This is a genomic window from Rhodopseudomonas palustris (assembly GCF_003226555.1).
Classification (GTDB): domain Bacteria; phylum Pseudomonadota; class Alphaproteobacteria; order Rhizobiales; family Xanthobacteraceae; genus Rhodopseudomonas; species Rhodopseudomonas palustris_I.
In genome coordinates this window covers 84,584-103,117 of sequence record NZ_QKQS01000006.1, presented here as the reverse complement: position 1 = coordinate 103,117, position 18,534 = coordinate 84,584, and the positions used below count along the sequence as shown (strand labels likewise).

Annotated in this window: 13 protein-coding genes; 10 read left to right on the top strand and 3 right to left on the bottom strand. The window is 64.3% G+C overall.

Annotated elements, in window-relative coordinates:
* The first annotated feature begins 15 nt into the window (after positions 1–15).
* The gene (locus DNX69_RS02490; RefSeq protein WP_110784812.1) at positions 16–2,226 is read left to right on the top strand and encodes a TonB-dependent receptor family protein; all 2,211 of its coding nucleotides are present in this window, start codon (positions 16–18) and stop codon (positions 2,224–2,226) included.
* Between the two features lie 21 nt (positions 2,227–2,247).
* Here the strand turns inward: DNX69_RS02490 and DNX69_RS02485 are convergent, their stop codons facing one another.
* Both DNX69_RS02485 and DNX69_RS02480 read right to left on the bottom strand, forming a co-directional pair.
* Entirely contained in the window at positions 2,248–3,360 is a 1,113-nt protein-coding gene (locus DNX69_RS02485) for a DUF2336 domain-containing protein (protein WP_110784442.1), read from the bottom strand.
* Positions 3,361–3,437: 77 nt separating this feature from the next.
* Positions 3,438–4,583 (bottom strand): GGDEF domain-containing protein, encoded by a 1,146-nt coding sequence (locus DNX69_RS02480; RefSeq protein WP_110784441.1) that lies wholly within the window; start codon positions 4,581–4,583, stop codon positions 3,438–3,440.
* Between the two features lie 374 nt (positions 4,584–4,957).
* On the opposite strand from DNX69_RS02480, the gene DNX69_RS02475 reads away from it, so the two are divergent.
* From DNX69_RS02475 to DNX69_RS02450, 6 genes are all read left to right on the top strand, one after another.
* The gene (locus DNX69_RS02475; protein ID WP_110784440.1) at positions 4,958–5,527 is read left to right on the top strand and encodes a sigma-70 family RNA polymerase sigma factor; all 570 of its coding nucleotides are present in this window, start codon (positions 4,958–4,960) and stop codon (positions 5,525–5,527) included.
* A complete protein-coding gene (locus tag DNX69_RS02470; protein ID WP_110784439.1) occupies positions 5,524–6,327 on the top strand; it encodes a hypothetical protein in 804 nt (267 codons plus the stop codon). Before DNX69_RS02475 ends, DNX69_RS02470 begins: the two co-directional genes overlap by 4 nt.
* Positions 6,328–6,861: 534 nt before the next feature.
* The gene (locus DNX69_RS02465) at positions 6,862–7,371 is read left to right on the top strand and encodes a TIGR03809 family protein (protein ID WP_110784438.1); all 510 of its coding nucleotides are present in this window, start codon (positions 6,862–6,864) and stop codon (positions 7,369–7,371) included.
* A gap of 433 nt (positions 7,372–7,804) precedes the next feature.
* The gene (locus tag DNX69_RS02460; protein WP_110784437.1) at positions 7,805–9,871 is read left to right on the top strand and encodes a HAMP domain-containing methyl-accepting chemotaxis protein; all 2,067 of its coding nucleotides are present in this window, start codon (positions 7,805–7,807) and stop codon (positions 9,869–9,871) included.
* 316 nt (positions 9,872–10,187) lie between these two features.
* Positions 10,188–10,529: a hypothetical protein gene (locus DNX69_RS02455; protein ID WP_110784436.1), complete on the top strand. Its 342-nt coding sequence runs from the start codon at positions 10,188–10,190 to the stop codon at positions 10,527–10,529.
* Between the two features lie 152 nt (positions 10,530–10,681).
* The gene (locus DNX69_RS02450; RefSeq protein ID WP_110784435.1) at positions 10,682–12,979 is read left to right on the top strand and encodes a TonB-dependent receptor; all 2,298 of its coding nucleotides are present in this window, start codon (positions 10,682–10,684) and stop codon (positions 12,977–12,979) included.
* A 125-nt stretch (positions 12,980–13,104) separates the two neighbouring features.
* Here DNX69_RS02450 and DNX69_RS02445 read toward each other — a convergent pair whose 3' ends face one another.
* Complete coding sequence (locus DNX69_RS02445; protein ID WP_110784434.1) at positions 13,105–13,344, bottom strand: PilZ domain-containing protein; 240 nt, start codon at positions 13,342–13,344, stop codon at positions 13,105–13,107.
* A gap of 290 nt (positions 13,345–13,634) precedes the next feature.
* Here DNX69_RS02445 and DNX69_RS02440 point away from each other — a divergent pair, with 290 nt between their 5' ends.
* From DNX69_RS02440 to DNX69_RS02430, 3 genes are read left to right on the top strand one after another with little or no spacing between them, the layout of a single operon-like run.
* Positions 13,635–14,636, top strand: coding sequence for an endonuclease domain-containing protein (locus tag DNX69_RS02440; RefSeq protein ID WP_110784433.1), 1,002 nt, complete (start codon positions 13,635–13,637; stop codon positions 14,634–14,636).
* 5 nt (positions 14,637–14,641) lie between these two features.
* On the top strand, positions 14,642–15,334 hold the full coding sequence (locus tag DNX69_RS02435; RefSeq protein ID WP_110784432.1) for a hypothetical protein: 693 nt from the start codon (positions 14,642–14,644) through the stop codon (positions 15,332–15,334).
* On the top strand, positions 15,331–18,534 hold the full coding sequence (locus tag DNX69_RS02430) for an ATP-binding protein (RefSeq protein ID WP_110784431.1): 3,204 nt from the start codon (positions 15,331–15,333) through the stop codon (positions 18,532–18,534). The genes DNX69_RS02435 and DNX69_RS02430 overlap by 4 nt, the downstream gene beginning before the upstream one ends.

Here is an 18,534-nt window from a genome sequence, read left to right as displayed (position 1 = left end):
TTTCGGGAGTTTCAAATGTCGTCCATGCCGTCGTTCCGCCGCGTCCTGCTGGCGTCCGCTGCCGTTGTGGCGTCCGCGCCGTGGCTCGGCGTGGCGGCGTCGGCGCAGAGCCGCGATCCACTGCCGCCCGTGACCGTGCAGGCGCCCGATCCGGCGCCACGTCCCGCTGCGCGGCCGAAGCCACGCACCGCCGCGAGTAGCGGCCGCACGGTGCGCGCGGGTCGCCGCGGCGCCGCGCCTGTGCAGCCGGTCGCGGGCGCGGCGAGCGAGCCGGGCTCGGGCGCGCCCGCCAGCCTGACGGTGCCGACCACCGCGCAGGCGCGGCAGGAGATTCAGCGCATCCCCGGCGGCGTCGCACTGGTGCCGGACACCGAGTTCAAGAATTCGCCGGCCAGCACCGTCAAGGACGCGCTCGGCTGGGTGCCGGGCGTGCTGATCCAGCAGCGCTGGGGGCCGGATGGGCGGATTTCGATCCGCGGCTCGGGCCTGTCGCGTGCCTACGGCAACCGTGGCATCAATCCATTGATGGACGGCATCCCGATCAACACCGCGGACGGGCTGTTCGACCTCTATGAGATCGATCCCACAGCCTATCGCTATATCGAGGTCTACAAGGGCGCCAACGGCTTGCGCTACGGCGCCAACTCGCTCGGCGGTGCGATCAATTTCGTGATGCCGACCGGGCGCAATGCGCCGGAATTCGAAGCGCGGATTGACGGCGGCAGTTTCGGCTATCTGAAATCGCAGGTCGCGACCGGCGGTGTCGCCGGTGCCGCGGACTGGTACATGACGATGTCGGCGCAGCGCGAGGACGGCTATCGCGAGCATAGCAAGACCGACGCCGAACGGCTGAATGCCAATGTCGGCTATCAGTTCTCGCCGGACGCGGAGACCCGGTTCTATCTGAACGTCAGCCGGTGGCGGGCGCAGATTCCGGGTGAGGTCACCAAGGATCAGGCGCTCAACTCGCCGCGTGCGGCGAATCCGGTGTGGGTGCAGCAGGACCAGCAGCGCAACATCGACTCGGTGCGCGTCGCCAACAAGACGACGTTGCGGTTTGGCGAGACCAGCGTGGATTTCGGCGCCTTCGTGCTCGAACGCCACGTGATGCATCCGATCTATCAGTGGCTGGATTTTCACGTCCACGACTACGGCGGCTTCACCCGAGCCACCGACGACCGCTTCATCGGCGGCTTCCGCAACCGTCTGATCACCGGCCTCAACATCCAGAACGGCACCATCGACATCAACCAGTATTGGAACGTCGGCGCGGCGGTGAAGGGACCGCTGGCGGCGTCTTACTTGTGGAAGTCGCAGAACGTCTCGGCTTACGCCGACAACTCGTTCTACCTGTTGCCCAACGTCGCGCTGGTCGCCGGGGCGCAGTTCCTGCACGCGGTGCGCGACCAGCAGGACCGGTTCCTGGCGAACGGCGATCAGTCGGGACGCCGTGTCTACAATCCGTTCAGCCCCAAGATCGGTGTGCTGTGGGATGTCGATCCGGCCTGGCAGGTGTACGGCAACATCTCGCGTAGCGCCGAGGTGCCGACCTACGACGTCACCACCTTCGCGTCACCGGCGAGCACCGACATCAACGCTCAGACCGCGACGACCTACGAGATCGGCACCCGCGGCCGGCGGCCGGATCTGACCTGGGACGTGTCGCTGTATCGCGCCGAGATCCGCAACGAGCTGCAGTGTCTCACCAGCCCGACGACGCCCGGCGCCTGCACGATCCGCAATGCGGACCGCACGGTGCATCAGGGCGTCGAGGCCGGGTTCGGCGTCGCGTTCCTGAAATCGACCTTCGCGCAGGAGGACCGATTCTGGTTCAACGTCGCCTACACCTACAGCGACTTCCGCTTCGACGGCGACGCGACCTGGGGCAACAACCAGCTTCCCGCGGTGCCGGCGCACTATGTCCGCGCCGAGGTGCTGTACAAGCATGCCAGCGGCTTCTACGCCGGCCCGAACGTCGAGTGGATGCCGCAGGCGTTCTTCGCCGACAACGCCAACACGCTGACGGTCGATCCTTACGCGCTGCTGAACTTCAAGCTCGGCTACGATGACGGCACCGGCTGGTCCGGCTATATCGAGGGCCGCAACCTGCTCGACAAGCGCTACATCTCGACCACGATTGCGGTCGAGACCGCCACGGCAGCGTCGGCGCTGTTCAATCCGGGGATGGGGCGCGCCGTGTTCGGCGGTCTGCGCTACCGGATGTGAGCGTGTTTCGTCGTCGGCCGATCAGGCGGCCGACGACGCCGCGGCGGCGGCTTGCTGCATGCGGTGGAAGCGCAGCACCTGCTGGGCGGTCGAGGGGCGCAGCCGCTCGTAGGTCTCGCGGCATTCCTCGAGATCGGGGGAGCGGGTGCCGTTGATCTCGTCGCGCATGTAGATAATCTCGCGCACCGTGTCCCAGGTCAGGTTGCAGATCTTGGCCAGGATCAGCACGCCCTCGTCACGCGACTCAACCATCATGGCCTCGGCAGTCTCGACCGTAATGTTGGCGAGGCAGGCGATCGCCTGATTGGTTTCGTCGAATTTGCGCTGGACGGCGAAACTGTGCACTTCGGCGGAGTCGATACGGCCCTCTTCGAACAGCGAGCGGACCAGGCCGTGGGCGATGCTGGTTTGCCGGCTGATGCTGCTGGTGGCCGAGCGCGCCAGCCGGCTCGCCTCCCGCACGGCCGTCTCGACGTCGGCCGAGGCCTGCGGATTGGCGGCGCTGAGCTTGCTGCGGACCGTCGCCGAAGCGATCGCGATCATCTTCAGGTATTGCGCGCGGGGGATGGCGCGCTGGCCGAGCGCATCGGCGAGGTCGTCGTCGTGCTCGGCGCGCTGCGCCAGCGTGCAGTAGCCGTTGTCGGAAAACTCGGCCCCCGGGTTCTTGACCGTGCTCTGCACCACGGCCGGATCGCCGAGTTCGACCAGCACGTCGGTCACGGCGCCGCTGAGGATACGGCGGGTCGAGATCGCCATCATGTGCTGCTGGCTCTTGGCGCGCACATTGGCGATCAGCGTCGCGTCGTCGAGCTGCTCGGAGCGTGACAGCACCGGCGCGGCGATCTCGATCCGGTCTTCGAAGGCGAGCTGCCGGATGATCCGCGGCGGCGCCTGCACCGGGGCGAGCCGCTGCGCCAGCAGCACCTTGGCGTTGGACTCGATGTTCTCCACCAGGCAGGTGAAAACGTCGTCGAACACCTCGATCTGCTCTGCATTGTACTCGACGGCGCCGCCGATAAACAGGTCGGTGACCCGGCGCAACGTCTCGACCCTGCGCGCCACGGTGCCGTGGGCCAGCATGGCTTGCAATTCGTCGAGGAGACGGAGGGCGGGCCGCTTCGATCTCGAAAACATTACTCTTTCCTAGAGTCCGGGCTGACGCCTGCTTCTTCAGGCGCAGTCAGTTCGCAATCAGTATCGGTGCTGTGTGTTCAGGCGTAAGCGATCCTATTTCGTCCGCCGTGCTTGGCCTCGTACAGCGCATGGTCGGCACGCGACAGCACGGAATCGGCGGATTCCGCCGAGGTCATGGTGGTGACGCCGGCGGACAGCGTGACCATCATGCTCGGCGAGAACGCGCTCCAGTCCAGCTCGGCGACGATCAAGCGCAGCCGCTCCAGGATCTGCTGCGCTTCGCGTTGGTCGGTGTTGGGCAGCATCAGCAGGAATTCTTCGCCGCCGTAGCGGCCGAACCGGTCGAAGCTGCGGATGTTGGCGAAGATCGTGATCGCGAAGGTGCGCAGCACCTCGTCGCCGATCGGATGACCGTAGGTGTCGTTGATGCGCTTGAACAAATCGAGATCGATCAGCGCCAGCGACATCGGCTCGCAATGGCGCGCCGCACGTTCGATTTCGTTATCCAGATGCCGCATCACGCAGCGGCGATTATAGGCCCCGGTCAGTTCGTCGAGCTCGGCCAGCTCCTCGATCCGCTGATACGCCTCGCGGAGCTGGACACCGCGCTTGTACAGCGAATCCCGCATCGCCTTCGAGAACGCCCCGATGAACATGCAGCGGCCGACCGTCAGCACCAGGGCCAGCAGGGTGGCGAACCGCTCCAGCAGCGACTGATGCGGCAGGCTGAGCGGTAGGTCGGTAAGCAGGAACAAGGGGGACAACACGCACAACAGCGCCCCCCAGCAAATCAGCCCCTGCCGCCGGTCCGCGCGCAGCGCGGCGAAACCGAACAGGACGAACAGTTCAAACAGGAAGAATGCGCCGATCTGCGGCACCCAAGCCGCGAATCCGACAATCAGCACCAGATGCGTGATGGCGATCGGGACTGTCAGATAATGGTCGGAGAAGCGGTCGTTGAACCCGGATTCGGACAGGGCGAACAGGATGCTGACCAGGACGCCGCCGCAAACGGCGAAGGCCACGGCTACGATTGGTTGAATGGTGCCCGCCTGGACGTAGATCAACAGGATCGCCGCGTCGATCATGAAGCTGACGATGATCAGGTCCAACATCCGCCGGCGCTGCCGCATGCGCCGGCCACGGACGGCGAGCGTCCGCGCATCGTCTGCGCAGGCTTGGGGATCGGGCAGGGCACCCGAGATCGCGGCAGTTCGTCCCATCGTCCGCCCGGTCGAGAGTAGAGTTCTGGGAACCTACGTGAAAAAGCCTTTCGTTTTGGTATCCGCATGGTTGTAGGTATTGCCGCAGGGGCCCGGTAGCGGGCTGACTTTCCGGACGATTTTCTGGTTCGCGGGATTTCCGGTGTGGTCGGCTGCCACCGCCATGCGGATATGTCGCGCAAAACGCATCGCAGCTTGGTAACCTCCGCCCAGTCGGAACCGCCGACTCAGTGCGAGCCGGACTGCGGAAAGGGCGTGGAAATGCCCCGGTTCGCGCCACAACAGGGTCCTGCGACAATCCCGGGGATATTAAATTTGCTTTTGTTTATCGAACCTTCCGCCGGGCCGGGCCGACCTAAGTCAAGAGATCGCCAGTGACGAGCAAGCAGGCTGCCACGGACGAGGCTCTGATCGCCAGGATCGCTCAAGGGGACCGGGTTGCGATGCAGGTCCTGTACGGCCGGCATCACGTCAAAGTCTTTCGTTTCGGACTCCGGCTGGTTCGGAACGAACAGATCGCCGAGGATCTTATCAGCGAAGTGTTTCTCGACGTCTGGCGTCAGGCCGGCAAATTCGAGGGACGGTCTGCTGTTTCAACCTGGCTGCTCGCGATCACGCGGTTCAAGGCGCTGTCTGCGCTGCGACGCCGTAAGGACGCTGAACTGGACGACGAGGCCGCTGCTGCGATCGAGGATCCCGCCGATGATCCGGAGATCGCAGTGCAGAAGAAGGATACGGGCGAGGTGCTGCGGCAGTGTCTGACGTCGCTGTCGCCCGAGCATCGAGAGATCGTCGATCTGGTGTACTACCATGAGAAGTCCGTCCAAGAAGTCGCCGAGATTGTCGGAATTCCGGAGAACACCGTGAAGACCCGGCTGTTCTATGCGCGCAAGAAACTCGCCGACCTGCTGCTGGCGGCCGGTGTCCAGCGAGGCTGGCCATGATGGCGATGAGCAAGACGATGCCCGAGCGTAGTGAGCCGGGCGACATCGAGGCGTTGCTGCCGTGGTACGCCGCCGGGACATTGGATGCGCGCGACAGCCGCCGGGTTGCCGAGGCGCTCGACCGCGATCCCGAGTTGGCCCGGCAATACGCCGTGATCCTGGAAGAATATGCCGCGACCATCGAACTGAACGAGAGCCTCGGCGCGCCGTCGTCGCGGACGATGCACAAGCTGTTCGCGGCGATCGATGCCGAGCCGGCCCAGGCGGCGGCCGGTGGACCAGGCCTCGGCGCGCGATTCGCCGGCTTCTTTGCCGGTCTGTCGCCGAAGGCGTTGGCCTGGACGGCCTCGGCGGCTGCTCTGGCGCTGCTGCTGCAGGCGGGCCTGATCGGTGCGATGCTGGCTTGGCATCGTCCGGGCGAGGTGCAGACCGCCTCCTATCAGCCGCAGCAGGATGCCGCGCCGGCACCGCCGTCCGGCGCTGCGACCAGAGAGCGCACCGCCGAATCCGCGAGGCCGGCTGCACCGATGGTGATGGCGGAACGTTCGGGTGGCCCGGTGGTCCGCAGCCTGGCGCCGCAGACCGGGCCGCGTGCGCTGGTGAAATTCGTGCCCGACGCCCGCGCCGCGGAGATCTCGGCGCTGCTCGACCGCTACGACGCGGTGGTGACCGAGAGCTCCAGGGGCGGGGTGTTCCGGCTGCAATTCGGCAATCGTGCGCTGTCGAAACAGGCTCAGGACGATCTGATCGGCCGGCTGCAGAAAGAGCCGATCATCAGCGTGGTGCTGTCTGCTCCTTAAGAAGCGAACCCGACGCCGATGCTTGCAGCGAGAGCGCGCTGACGCGCAGCGCGCCTCAACAAGGCTGTTGCCCTCCGAACAGCGACATTTCGCCGAAGCCAACTGCTGACCGCCTGGGCGCGGCCGGAGCATGGGGCCGAAGCGGGGGCGCTTCACCATCCCGCGAGACGTCCGAAAAAATCCGCAACCGCTTTGAACGTCCGGCGTTGTCGGCAGACCAATCGTTGTGGGAGCGGAAACCACCTCCCCAACGAGGCCATTCGGCGCGAGCGCCCATCCACCCCTGCGCTGATATGGCTTTTGACCCGCCCGGTTGTCCCCCCGGGCGGGTCTTTCGTTTTGCGGCCCCACTGCCGCCGCCGCTTGGCTGGGACTCCTGATTTCGAAAAATTCCACCCGCTGGGTCCGGGCTCGTACAGTTACGAGTTACCGCTGAGCTGGACATGGTAAATTTTTGTTAACAACATTGTTCGTAAGCTGCTCGTCGATTCGTAGGTTGCGTCGCGTTCCTTTTCCTCTCCTGGCGGACTGACCATGGAACAGACCGACGCCGAGCGCGGACGTGTGCTCGTCGAGCGCTGGTGCGTGCTCGCAGAACAGCGGCTCGAATATCTGACCGAACTGTTCGAAAGCGGCCGGTGGCGTCGCTTCTTTGGCGAGCGCGAGTTCCTGACCAACGTTCAGGAAGCCAAGGCTGCGGTCGAGACGTGGCGTGACCTGTTGCGCCGTGAAGCGACGCTCGACAATCAGCCGGTCGATCTATCCTGGCTCGGCCGCAACAAGCAGGTTGCTCCCCGCGTCACGTTCTATTTCGATGGCGATCTCGTTAACGGTTCGTCGTCACAGCCGCGCCCGTCGGCAGCCCGAACCGTACGCTCTGCCGAGCCGGCGAAGCCAGCAAAGCCGGTCGAACCGGCGGTGCGTCCGCAACCCATCCCCGAACCCGCGCCCGCGATCGCTCCCGACGAGGTGCCGGCTTGGCTGCATGCGCTGGACCCGGAGCGGCTGCAGCAGCGATACTCGCTGTTGCGCACGGTGGGCTGATGGGCGGCCTGCGCCGATTCATGATGGCGTGATTATACACAGTGTGGTCGTTACGACCTTCGTTCTAAGTAATTGACCGATCGTCGCGCGCTCAACGCCGTCACCGCGCTCCGTCCTGATCTCCTAACTCCATCTGTTAGTTCAGCTTTATGACGTCGTTTGACGTCGATCAATCCGTGCGCGCGATTCACGATGCCGCGATGAGCGCAAACTGGCGCCAATCAGCGCTGAATTGCGCCGCGGAGATTTAACGGATCGGAACGAATTGCCGTGCACTTATTGCGTGCGGTCCGCTTCTGGATTCGCTCACAAGATGAAATCACAGCGGGGAGATTCGCGGCGACACGCGCGGCTCCGCCGTGCTGCGGGTCTCTCTCTCTCTCATGCGCCGCGTGCAGACACGCTTCGGCGCGTACTCGTCGGGAAAGAGATCATGTCGAGTGCTTCTTCGTCGCCCATCCCGCCCCATGCGGCGGCTTCGTTCTCATTCTTCACCAACCTCAAGATCGGCGCCAAAATCGCCATCGGCTTCGCCGCCGTGCAGGTCCTGATGGCGATACTCGCCATCCTGAACTATTCCAGCTTCAGCAAGGTCGGCGCCGCCTTTACGAATTTCGATCATCGCGTCGGCGTGGTCGACGCGGTGCGCGATGTCGAACAGGACTTCAACGCCTTTCGCCGGGTCGTGCGTGAATACAGCCTCACCGGCGAGGACTATCTGATCGCCGAAGCCAGCAAGCGTCGCACCGAGCTGCAGGATCACATCAAGCAGGCGTTGCAGCAGATCCAGGCCTCGAACCGCCACGCCGCAATGGCCGAGCTGAGCGCCAAGGTCGACTCGTATGTCTCCCAGTTCGAAGGCCTCACCAGGCTGCGTCAGGACCAGAACAGGCTGTCGCTGACGGTGCTGGGGCCGGTCGGGCAGCGAATCGTCGGCGAACTCGAGCAGCTCGAGTCCGCAACAATGGGCGGCGACGGCAACGGCGATCAGGCGCTCCTGGTCGGGAAGTCGCTGAAACAGTTCCTGCTACTCCGGCTCGGAGCCGCCAAGGTGCTGGGCATCCGGCTGGAGAAGTCGGCGCAAGCGGGCGCACAGAAAGCGCTGTCGGAATTCCGCGCCTCGCTGTCGACGATGAAGACCGTGCTGTCTGGGGATGCCGAACGCAAACTGCTCGCTGCGATCGAAGCCGATCTCGCGATCTACGCGGACGGCTTCCAGCAGTCGGTGCGCGATGTCAACGAAATCGATGCGGCGATCGCATCGATGATGAAGGTTGCGGAGGCGCTCTCCGGAGACGCGGCGACGATCAAGTCGTCCGGTGTCGCGGATCAGAGGCAGATCGCCCGCGAGTCCCAGGCGCTGATCGGCGACACGCAGAACCAGATCCTTTTCATCACCCTCGGTGCAATGGCGATTGGCTTCGTGCTCGCCTGGCTGATCGGACGCGCCGTGTCGAAACCGATCGTGGCGATGTCGGGCGTGATGAAAGAGCTCGCAGCCGGCAATACCAACGTCGAGATCGTCGGCTCTGGCCGGCTCGACGAGATCGGGTTGATGGCTTGCACGGTCGAGGTGTTCCGCAATAACGCGCTGGAATGCGATCGCCTGAAGACAGAGCAGGAGGAGGCCGAACGCCGCGTTGCCGCCGAGCACAAGGCCGAGATGCAACGCCTCGCCGATCACTTTGAAGGCGCGGTCGGCGAGATCATCGATACCGTGACGTCCGCATCGACCGAACTCGAAGCGTCGGCCGGCACGCTGACCAGCACCGCCGAGCATTCGCAGATGCTCGCCGGCTCGGTCGCCACTGCCTCCGAGCAGGCCTCAGCCAACGTCCAATCGGTGGCGTCCGCGACCGAAGAGATGGCGTCTTCGATCACCGAGATCAGCCGTCAGGTGCAGGAAGCGGCGCGGATCGCTAGCGAAGCGGTGGATCAGGCGCGCAAGACCAACGACCGGATCGGGACGCTCGCCCAGGCCGCAAACCGGATCGGCGACGTCGTCGACCTGATCAACACCATCGCCGGTCAGACCAACCTGCTGGCGCTCAACGCCACGATCGAAGCGGCGCGCGCCGGCGATGCCGGCCGCGGCTTCGCGGTGGTGGCGCAGGAAGTGAAAGCGCTCGCCGAACAGACCGGTAAAGCGACCGGCGAGATCAGCTCGCAGATCGGCAGCATGCAGTCGGCGACCCAGGAGTCCGTCGGTGCCATCCGCGAGATCGGTGGTACCATCGAGCGGATGTCGGAGATCGCCTCGACCATCGCTTCCGCGGTGGAAGAGCAGGGCGCCGCGACGCAGGAGATCTCGCGCAACGTGCAGCAAGCTGCGCGCGGCACCCACGAGGTCTCGTCCAACATCGCCGATGTGCAGCGCGGTGCGACCGAAACCGGCTCGGCTTCGTCGCAGGTGTTGTCCGCCGCACAGTCGCTGTCGCGCGACAGCACGCGTCTGAGGGACGAAGTCGATCGCTTCATGGAGACAGTGCGGGCTGCATAAGCCGCCGCGTTGTCGCAAACAGTTTGCAACTGCAGTGCGCCCGGGGCCCTTGTCCCGGGCGTACGCGTTTGCGCGATCTGTGATCCAAAAGTGACATCTATTCCAAATGTCATGAGGCGCGGTATCTCATTACTTCGCAGTATTGTTGCACCTCCAGCGCTGTGATTACTGTGCCTCGCACAGGCTGGGGACGAATGTGCTGAGGGCATTGCGGAGCGGGGTAGAGGCTAGAGCATCGGTCGCGCATGCGCGCCGGCCGAGCCGATCGCGCGCGGTCCGCAACGGGTCGGCGTGGTTCGGCGGCGCCGCGCTACGGATGTCGACCAGTTGGATCGTCACCCTCGCGCTGCTGCTGCAGATCGCGCTGTCGGCGATGCCGCCCGCGAGCGCCGCGTCGCTGGACGTTCTCAGCAGCGCCGGCATTTGCCATTCGATCGACACGTCTGCGCCGGCCGATTCGCAGGATCGGGTGGTGGTGCATTTCAAATGCATCGCCTGTGTCCTGGCGTGCAGCTTGCCGCCACCGTCGCTGGTCGTCACCGCGGCACCGAGCTTGGCCTGGGCGTGGCTGGCGCAGCGCTGGCCGGTCGCCGAGGCTGCCCCGCGCAGCGCTCCGATTTCCTCGCATTCCGCTCGCGGACCTCCGGATCTGGCGTAACCGCACGTTCGCTGATCGCGTCTTTTGCGCGGTGGCGATGCTTTGCCGTTTCGCTGTTGCCATCGTCGCGCCCACTTCGTCGCGGCGCACGGGGGCACATGTCCTGCGTCAGCCACGCGCTGCGCGCACTCGATCATCCGTGAGTTGTTACCATGCCATCCGTCTCGTCCGCCGGCCTCAGCCGGTCGTTGCTGCTGTCCACTTCGCTGCTGTCGCTACCGCTGGCGACCGTCGTCTTCTCGGCGGCCTCGCTGTCATCGGCGCCGGCTTCGGCACAAACCGCCAGTCGGCTATCGACCATCGTGGTCGATCCCGCCAGACCGCGCGCTAAGCCGCGAGCGCGCGCCACCACGGCCTCGCCGCAGCGTGGTCCGGTGATCCGCGACGCTGCGGTGCCGCCGCCCGTCGCGCCGTCGTCCGGGCCGGTTTCGGCCTCGACCACGACGCTGCCGGGCTCCACCGCCGTTGCGCGCAGCCTCGGCACCAGCGACTCGGCGTCGCTGGTCACCGACATTCCTGGCGGTGCCGTGTGGGGCGCCGGCGGCGTCTCCAGCCTGCCGGCGCTGAACGGTGTCGGTGCCGATCGGGTGCAGGTGGCGATCAACTCGATGCTGATCAGCCCGGCGTGCCCGAACGAGATGAATCCGCCGCTGTCCTTCGTCAATCCACAGATGATCGCCAGCATGCGCGCCTACCTCGGCGTTGCGCCGGTCAGCGTCGGCGGCGACTACATCGGCGGCAAGATCGACGTCACCACTGCGCCGCCGTTGTTCGCGGCCGGGCCGAGCCTGCTGACCACGGCGACGGTCTCGGGCTTCTATCGCAGCAACGGCAACGCCTACGGCGCCGATGCGCGCGCCACGATCGCCAATCAGGACACCAGCGTCACCTACACCGGCGGCTGGGCCCGCTCCAGCAACTACAAGGCCGGCAACGGCATGACCGTGAAATCGACGCTGTGGGAGGTGCAGAACCACGCGGTCAGCATTTCGCGGCAGAGCGCCGGCAACCTGTTCACGCTTCAGGTCGGCGGGCAGTTCATCCCGTATCAGGGCTACGTCAACCAGTACATGGACATGGTCTCGAACCGATCGATGTTCGTCAACGGTCGCTACGACGGCGTGTTCGACTGGGGCAAGCTGGAGACCTCGGCGTTCTATCATCGCATCCGGCACACGATGGGCTTTATCGCGCCGGACAAGGTCGCCGACATGCCGATGGACACCCGCGGCACCGACCTCGGCTATAATATCAAGGCCTCGGTAATCGCCTCCGATCACGATCTGATCCGGATCGGCAACGAGACCCATGCCTATCGGCTCGACGATTGGTGGGATCCGGTGCCGGGCTCCGGGATGATGATGTCGCCCAACACTTTCATCAACATCAACGACGGCCGCCGCACCCGGCTCGGCACTTTCGTCGAGTGGGAGCGTCACTGGAACCCGGAATGGACCACGGTGTTCGGCCTGCGCAACGACGTGGTGTGGATGGGGACCGGCAACGTCCAAGGCTATAGCGCCATGTACGCCGCTGATGCGGCCCGCTTCAACGGGCGTGACCGCGATCGCACCGACGTCAATTTCGACGGCTCGGCGCTCATTCGCTACACACCCAACGCGATCAGCCAGTTCGAACTCGGCTTCGCCCGCAAGACGCGCTCGCCGAATTTGTATGAGCGCTACGCTTGGTCGACCTCGGCGATGGCGATGAACATGATCGGCTGGTTCGGCGATGGCAATGGTTATGTCGGCAACGTCGATCTGAAGCCGGAGAAGGCCCATACCGTGAGCTTCACCGCAGCCTGGCATGACCCGGCGCAGAAGCTCTGGGAGATTCGTGTCACGCCGTATTACAGCTACGTGCAGGACTATATCGACGTGAACCGCTGTGCGATCGGAAGCTGCTCCGCGGCGAACCTGACAGCAAGCAACTCCTTCGTTTTCTTGCAATTCGCCAACCACGACGCCGAACTGTACGGCGTCAATCTCGACGGCCGGCTGACGGCGTGGGATAATGCAGCTTACGGGCGCGGCGTGCTGCGCGGGCAGTTCGCTTACGTGCACGGCCGCCGTACCGACGGCATCAATTTGTATCATGTGATGCCGGTCAACGCGAAGTTGGCGCTCGATCACGAGATCGGCGGCTGGGTCAATGGAATCGAGCTGCAACTGGTCGGTGCCAAGACCCAGGTCAGCGAGGTGCGTAACGAGACCACGACGTCGGCCTATGCACTGCTCAACCTGCGGACCGGCTATCGCTGGGAGAATGTCCGTCTCGATGTCGGCGTCGATAACGTATTCGACAAGTACTACACGCTGCCGCTCGGTGGGGCCGACCTCGTCGACTACCGCGCGGCCTCGATGATGGGCGGATCATCCCCGATCTGGGGCTACGGCGTGCCCGGCATGGGACGCTCGTTCAACACGCGACTGACCGTGTCGTTCTGATCGCGCTCGGGGCCGTTCCCGATTGGGAGCGGCCCCGAAAGCTCACCTCAGGCCAGTGGAAATCCCCGGTGACCAGGTTGCCGGTCGGCGGGGTCGTGCCGCCAGTACGTTTACGGTGCCTTCGCTCAATCGAACGAAACGCCGATCCGTCCGTCCTTTCGCCAGATCACCCGACAGGCTCGTTTGATCTGATCGCTCGGGACGTAGAGCGTGAAGCGATCGGGGATGTACAGCGGCGACACGACGTCCAACGCCGCGCCGGCTTCCGAAACGTTTCTCACGCGGCAGTCGATCGCGCCGCCGCCGACGTCGATCGTGCCGGCCTTCAGGACGCGTCGACGCGGAGTTTTCCTCTGCTCATCCATTCGAAAGTTTGAGCATGAGACGTTTATGTTTTTGTGAATGTCTTGCCTCGTGTAACGCCGGAGGCGCCGATTGATCGGTCGTACTTAGTTGCGGCACTGGTAGTGCGCACGGAAAGGTGGATGTCGTAGTGTGCAGTCACCGGGTGTGTTGCTGCCAAGTACAATCTGGATGAACGCGTCCCGCGCAGAGGGGCCAGCGGCCCGCCTCCCGACGACGACCAGGTTGAGGCGAGACACTTGGTCCGCGTCAAGGTTGCACTGCGCTGCAGAGTTTGCCATCTTTCGGTTGCATGGAACAATTGCTGCAATTGAAAGGTTCGACGGCGATCGACGTCGAGGAATTGGGACACCGGATCGTCCGGCTGCCCCGGGGCGCGCTTCTGACCGTCACCGGGATCGGTATCAACGAGGTTCGACGAGCGCTGACGACCATTGAAGCCGAGCGCTCGGCGTTGGTTCTTCCCGAGGCGGGCAGTACCGATGCGATCCTGAACCATCTTCTCGATGATCTTGCAGATCTTGCCCTGGCGTGCTGGCCGCGTTGGTATGGGGTGGACTGCTCCACGGCAGATGGGAGTGAGATTGCTGCTGACCACCCTAGGATTGCGGCGGCATGGTTTCGTGCGGCGTCCAAGCGAGCGGCAAATGGACACCGGCCGCGTTGTCGGCGGACGGCGAGATCGATCGAATTCAGGCAATTGATGCAAGCGATCGATCCGCCCGACCTGTTGCTGTTCGCGACGATTGATCCACTCGACACCGCCCGCGCCGCACCGGTCATTCAGGTTCTGGAGTGGTGTGCAAGCCATACGGCGTCGGTGGTTGCGATCTTTCCGAGCAGACCGCTCGCCGTCGCTCCGTTCGATCGCCTGTTGTATGGTGCTGTCGACGTGGTGTCGGCGATCGAGCCGCTGCAAAGCCGCTTCATTGCCCCAAGCAGCCGTGCGCATCACGCCAGTGTGGTCGAGCAGCGCGTCGAGGCGGCGTTGCTCCGAGACGGAGAACTCGCCTCGCTGTTTCTCTGTAACCAGACTGTCGCTATCGACGGCTATGGCAGCCCGCGGGTCGATCTGTTGTGGCGGGACGGGCGCGTCGTCGTCGAGCTCGACGGCCCCGAGCACCAAGGCGATCCGAATTTCGCCAACGATCGTCACCGCGACTACGAACTCCTAGTGGCCGGCTATCTGGTGCTGCGTATCACCAATCAACAGGTCGCCACCGATCTGCAAGCCGCCATCGAAAAGATCCGCGCTGTCGTTCGATTTCGAAAAACAACCCTCAACCTACGGTAACGCCTATGACCCCGAAACAGACGTTGATCGTGTGGTGCCTACTGGGCCGCAAGGGCCAGGCGTTGCAGGCCGAGATTCGTCCCGAGGTCGACAAGAAGGACCGGGAGGCGCTGGTCGCCGACGGATTGATCTCGAGTTCCAAGATCGGCCGCGCGCTCGGATTGAAGCTGGAAGACAAAGGGTGGAATTGGGCCGGTGAACACCTCGGTGACGAACTGCCGAAGAACTATCACGTGCTGCAGCAATGGCTGGCGATGCTGAAGCAGCATTTCGAGAGCAGCGGCGTCACGCTCGCGGAGTTCATCGGTCCTGCGCCCGAATGGCCGCCCGCAAAGCCGCCGAAGCAGCCGCGCAGGAAGAAGTCTCCCGCGCAGCGAAAGTCCAAGAGCAAGAAGACCAAAGGCCGCGACCAGCCGGATGCGCCGTCGCCGGAGCAACTGCGGGCGCGAATCGAGCAGGCGTATTTGGTGATCACCAACGGACGGAGAGGAGTGCCCGTGCCACTTGGGCAGCTCCGTGAGCAATTGTCCGACCTCGACCGCACCACGGTGGATGGCGCGCTGTTGAGGATTCACCAGACCGAAACCAACGCCGGATTCGGTCGGAACGACGATCCGAAGAGCATTTCACCCGACGAGGCTGAAGCCGCCTTCAGCACCGGCGGAGACCCGTATCACTTCATTTGGTTTCAATCATGAACGCAGCTCTACAGGCGCTTCGTGTCGTCGATTTCAACTGGGTTCGCTCGTTGGACAGCATCTGGTTCGACGAAAATTCGGCTGCGGATGTCGGCCCGAACGCCGATATCATTGACCACGTCTCGCAGGAATTTCTTCGCGAAACGCTCGGGCCCAGATCGCGCGCACCGGGTATCCCGCTGACGGGACATGCCGGGATCGGCAAGACGCATTTTGTCAGCCAGCTACGTCGTCGCGTTTGGGACGATGGCGGGTGGTTCGTGCTGCTCGAAGTGCTGGGCTTGACCGATTTCTGGCGCAATGCGGCACTGAGCTACGTCACGTCGCTGCTGCAGCCGATGTCCGATGGACGGCGGCAACTCGAAGCGGTGCTGGCCGGCGTCGCGCGCCGCTTCAAAGTCGAGAAGGAAGTCGAGACCGCTTTCAACATCCCGAATATCGAGGCGCGCAAGATTGTCGACGTGCTGGTCAAGGGGTTGATGCGGCACGACGTGCAGAACACGTTGCGGCACCAGGACGTGTTTCGTGCGATGTGCCTGCTGCGATCCAACGACATCAACAGTGCCGGGCTCGCGCATGCCTGGCTGCAGGGCTACGATGCCGACGAACAGGCGCGTGCCGCTCTCGGTTTTCTGAAACCCCCGCCCCAGCCGGTCGATCTCGTCAGGGGCATGTCCTGGATCATGAGCCTGGCCGGGCCGACCATGGTGGCGATCGACCAGATCGACGGCGTGGTCAACCCGAGCATCGTCACCGCCCATCTCAACGAGGACGCCCCGAACCAAGGCCTCGGAGAAGCGCTGGCGGCTGGATTGCTCGAGCTCTACGACGTCGGACATCGCAGCATGACCGTCGTCACCTGCCTGTTCAACTCGTGGCAGGCGCTGCAGACGAGGGGCTTGATTCCATTCAGCCAGCGCTTTCGCGAACCGTTGAACCTGCGCGAGATCAAAGATCCGGCGGACGTTCGCAGCTTGATCGTCAGCCGGCTGGCGCCGGCCTACGCGTCCGTCAACTTCACACCGCCCTATGCGAGCTGGCCGTTCAGCGAGAACGCGATCACCGGTGCGGCCGGTATCATCTCCACCCCGCGGACGATTCTGATGCGCTGCGATGCATTCCGTCGCCGCTGCATCGACGCGGGCGAGGTGACTGAGTGCGAACGCCTGACCGAGGCGGTTGCCACCCCCAACAGTCCTGCCGCACCCGACGGTTTTGCCCAACAGCTTCGACAACTTTCATCCGCCGTGGATATCGATGATCTGATCGTTGCGGACGACGACGGCAAGCTTGCTGGTTTGCTCCGTGAGGTGTTCGATCTCTACGCGCGCGAATTCGAGCCGAACGAGGCCGTCGATCTGGAGAGTCGCGGCGATCCGGCGCAACGGGTGCCGCCGCTGCATGGAAGATTGACGTTCACGTACCACGACCAGAACGATCGCGAGCGGCACTTCTGCTTCCGTGCGCTCGAACACACCCACGCAATCTCGTTTCAGGCGCGGCTCCGCGCAGCGCTGACCGCGTCCGGCATCAATGCCAAGATCGCCGATCGGCATCTTGTCCTGGTGCGGCGGAGCCCGATTCCGGGTGGGGCCAAGACCAAACAGTTGTTCGAGCTGTTTGAAAGATCGGGCGGCATCGTCGTCGACCCGATGGATGCGGATCTGAAAGTGTTCGTGGCGTTGCGCCAGCTGAGCCGAGACGCCGCGACTGACGGTCGAGGCGCTGAGTTTGATTCCTGGCTGCGCGCCGAGAAACCGCTTCTGGCGACGCAGTTTTTCCGAGCGGCTGGGCTCAGCCCGCCTCCGGTGACGCCGAAGGCCGACGAGGGCGCGATTGTGCCCGATGCCGAGCCGGCTAGGCCGGTGCCGAAATCACCGACGCGAATGTCTCCGCAATCCGTCGCCGGGGAGGCGCCCGACCCGACCTCGCCTTCAACGCCGACACCTCGACCGGCTGCGGTGCCACAAGCAAGACCGGAGGCCATCCCGATTGGTCGGCGCATCGGTGTGGGCGAGGCGGAGGTGAGTGTGCCGCTCAGGCTTTTGCCGCGCCACACCGCGATCATTGCCGGCTCCGGTTCGGGCAAGACTGTGCTGTTGCGCCGGATCGTCGAGGAGGCGGCCCTGGCGGGGATTCCCGCCATCGTCATCGATCCGAACAACGACCTGTCGCGGCTCGGCGATCCGTGGCCGGCGCGGCCGGTGTCGTTCACCGCCAAGGACGACGACAAGGCCCGGCGCTACGCCGGCAAAGTGGAGGTCGTCGTGTGGACGCCGGGCGTGCACGGCGGAAATCCGCTGTTCCTGTCGGTGATGCCGGACTTTGCGAGTCTCGGTGCCGACAAGGACGAGCGCCAGCAGGCGATCGACATGGCGGCCGAGACGCTGGGGCCGCTGGCTGGAGCAAAAAATGCATTGCAGAAAGGGGTTCTGACAGAGGCGCTGCGGCACTTCGCAAGCGGTGGCGGCGGTGATTTGGATCGCTTCATCGAACTGCTGACGGATCTGCCCGATGGTCTCAGTCCGATCGGCAACGCCGCCAAACTGGCATCGGGAATGGCCGACCAGCTTCATGCCGCGGTCGCGACCAATCCGCTGCTCCGCGCCGACGGCCCTGTACTCGATCCGAAGCTGTTGTTCTTTGGGTCTGATCCGGCGCGCGTCAGGCTATCGGTGATCAACCTGTCGGGACTGGCGACCGAGGCCGCGCGCGAGGACTTCGTCAACCGGCTGCAAATGGCGCTGTTCGGTTGGATCAAGCGGCATCCTTCCGAGACCGGATTGCTCTACGTCGTCGACGAGGCGCAGACGTTCTTGCCGTCGCAGAAGCCTGCGCTCAGTCTCGGCAGCGGCATCAAGCTGGTCGCCCAGGCGCGCAAATACGGGCTCGGGATGGTGGTGGCGACCCAGGTGCCGCGCGGCATTCACAACCAGATCGTGTCGAATTGCACCACGCAGTTCATCGGCAAGCAGAGTGCGCCGGCGACCATCGCGGCAGCTCAGGATATCATTGCCGCCAGCGGCGGACGGGCGGACGACATCGGCAAGCTCAAGGCAGGCGAATTCTACTTCGCCACGGAAGGATCCGGCAAACCTGCCAAGGTCCGCACACCGATCTGCCTGAGCTATCATCCGCCCAATCCGCCGACACCCAGCGAAGTCGTTTCTCTGGCGCGACGGTCTGTCCTGGCAGGATAG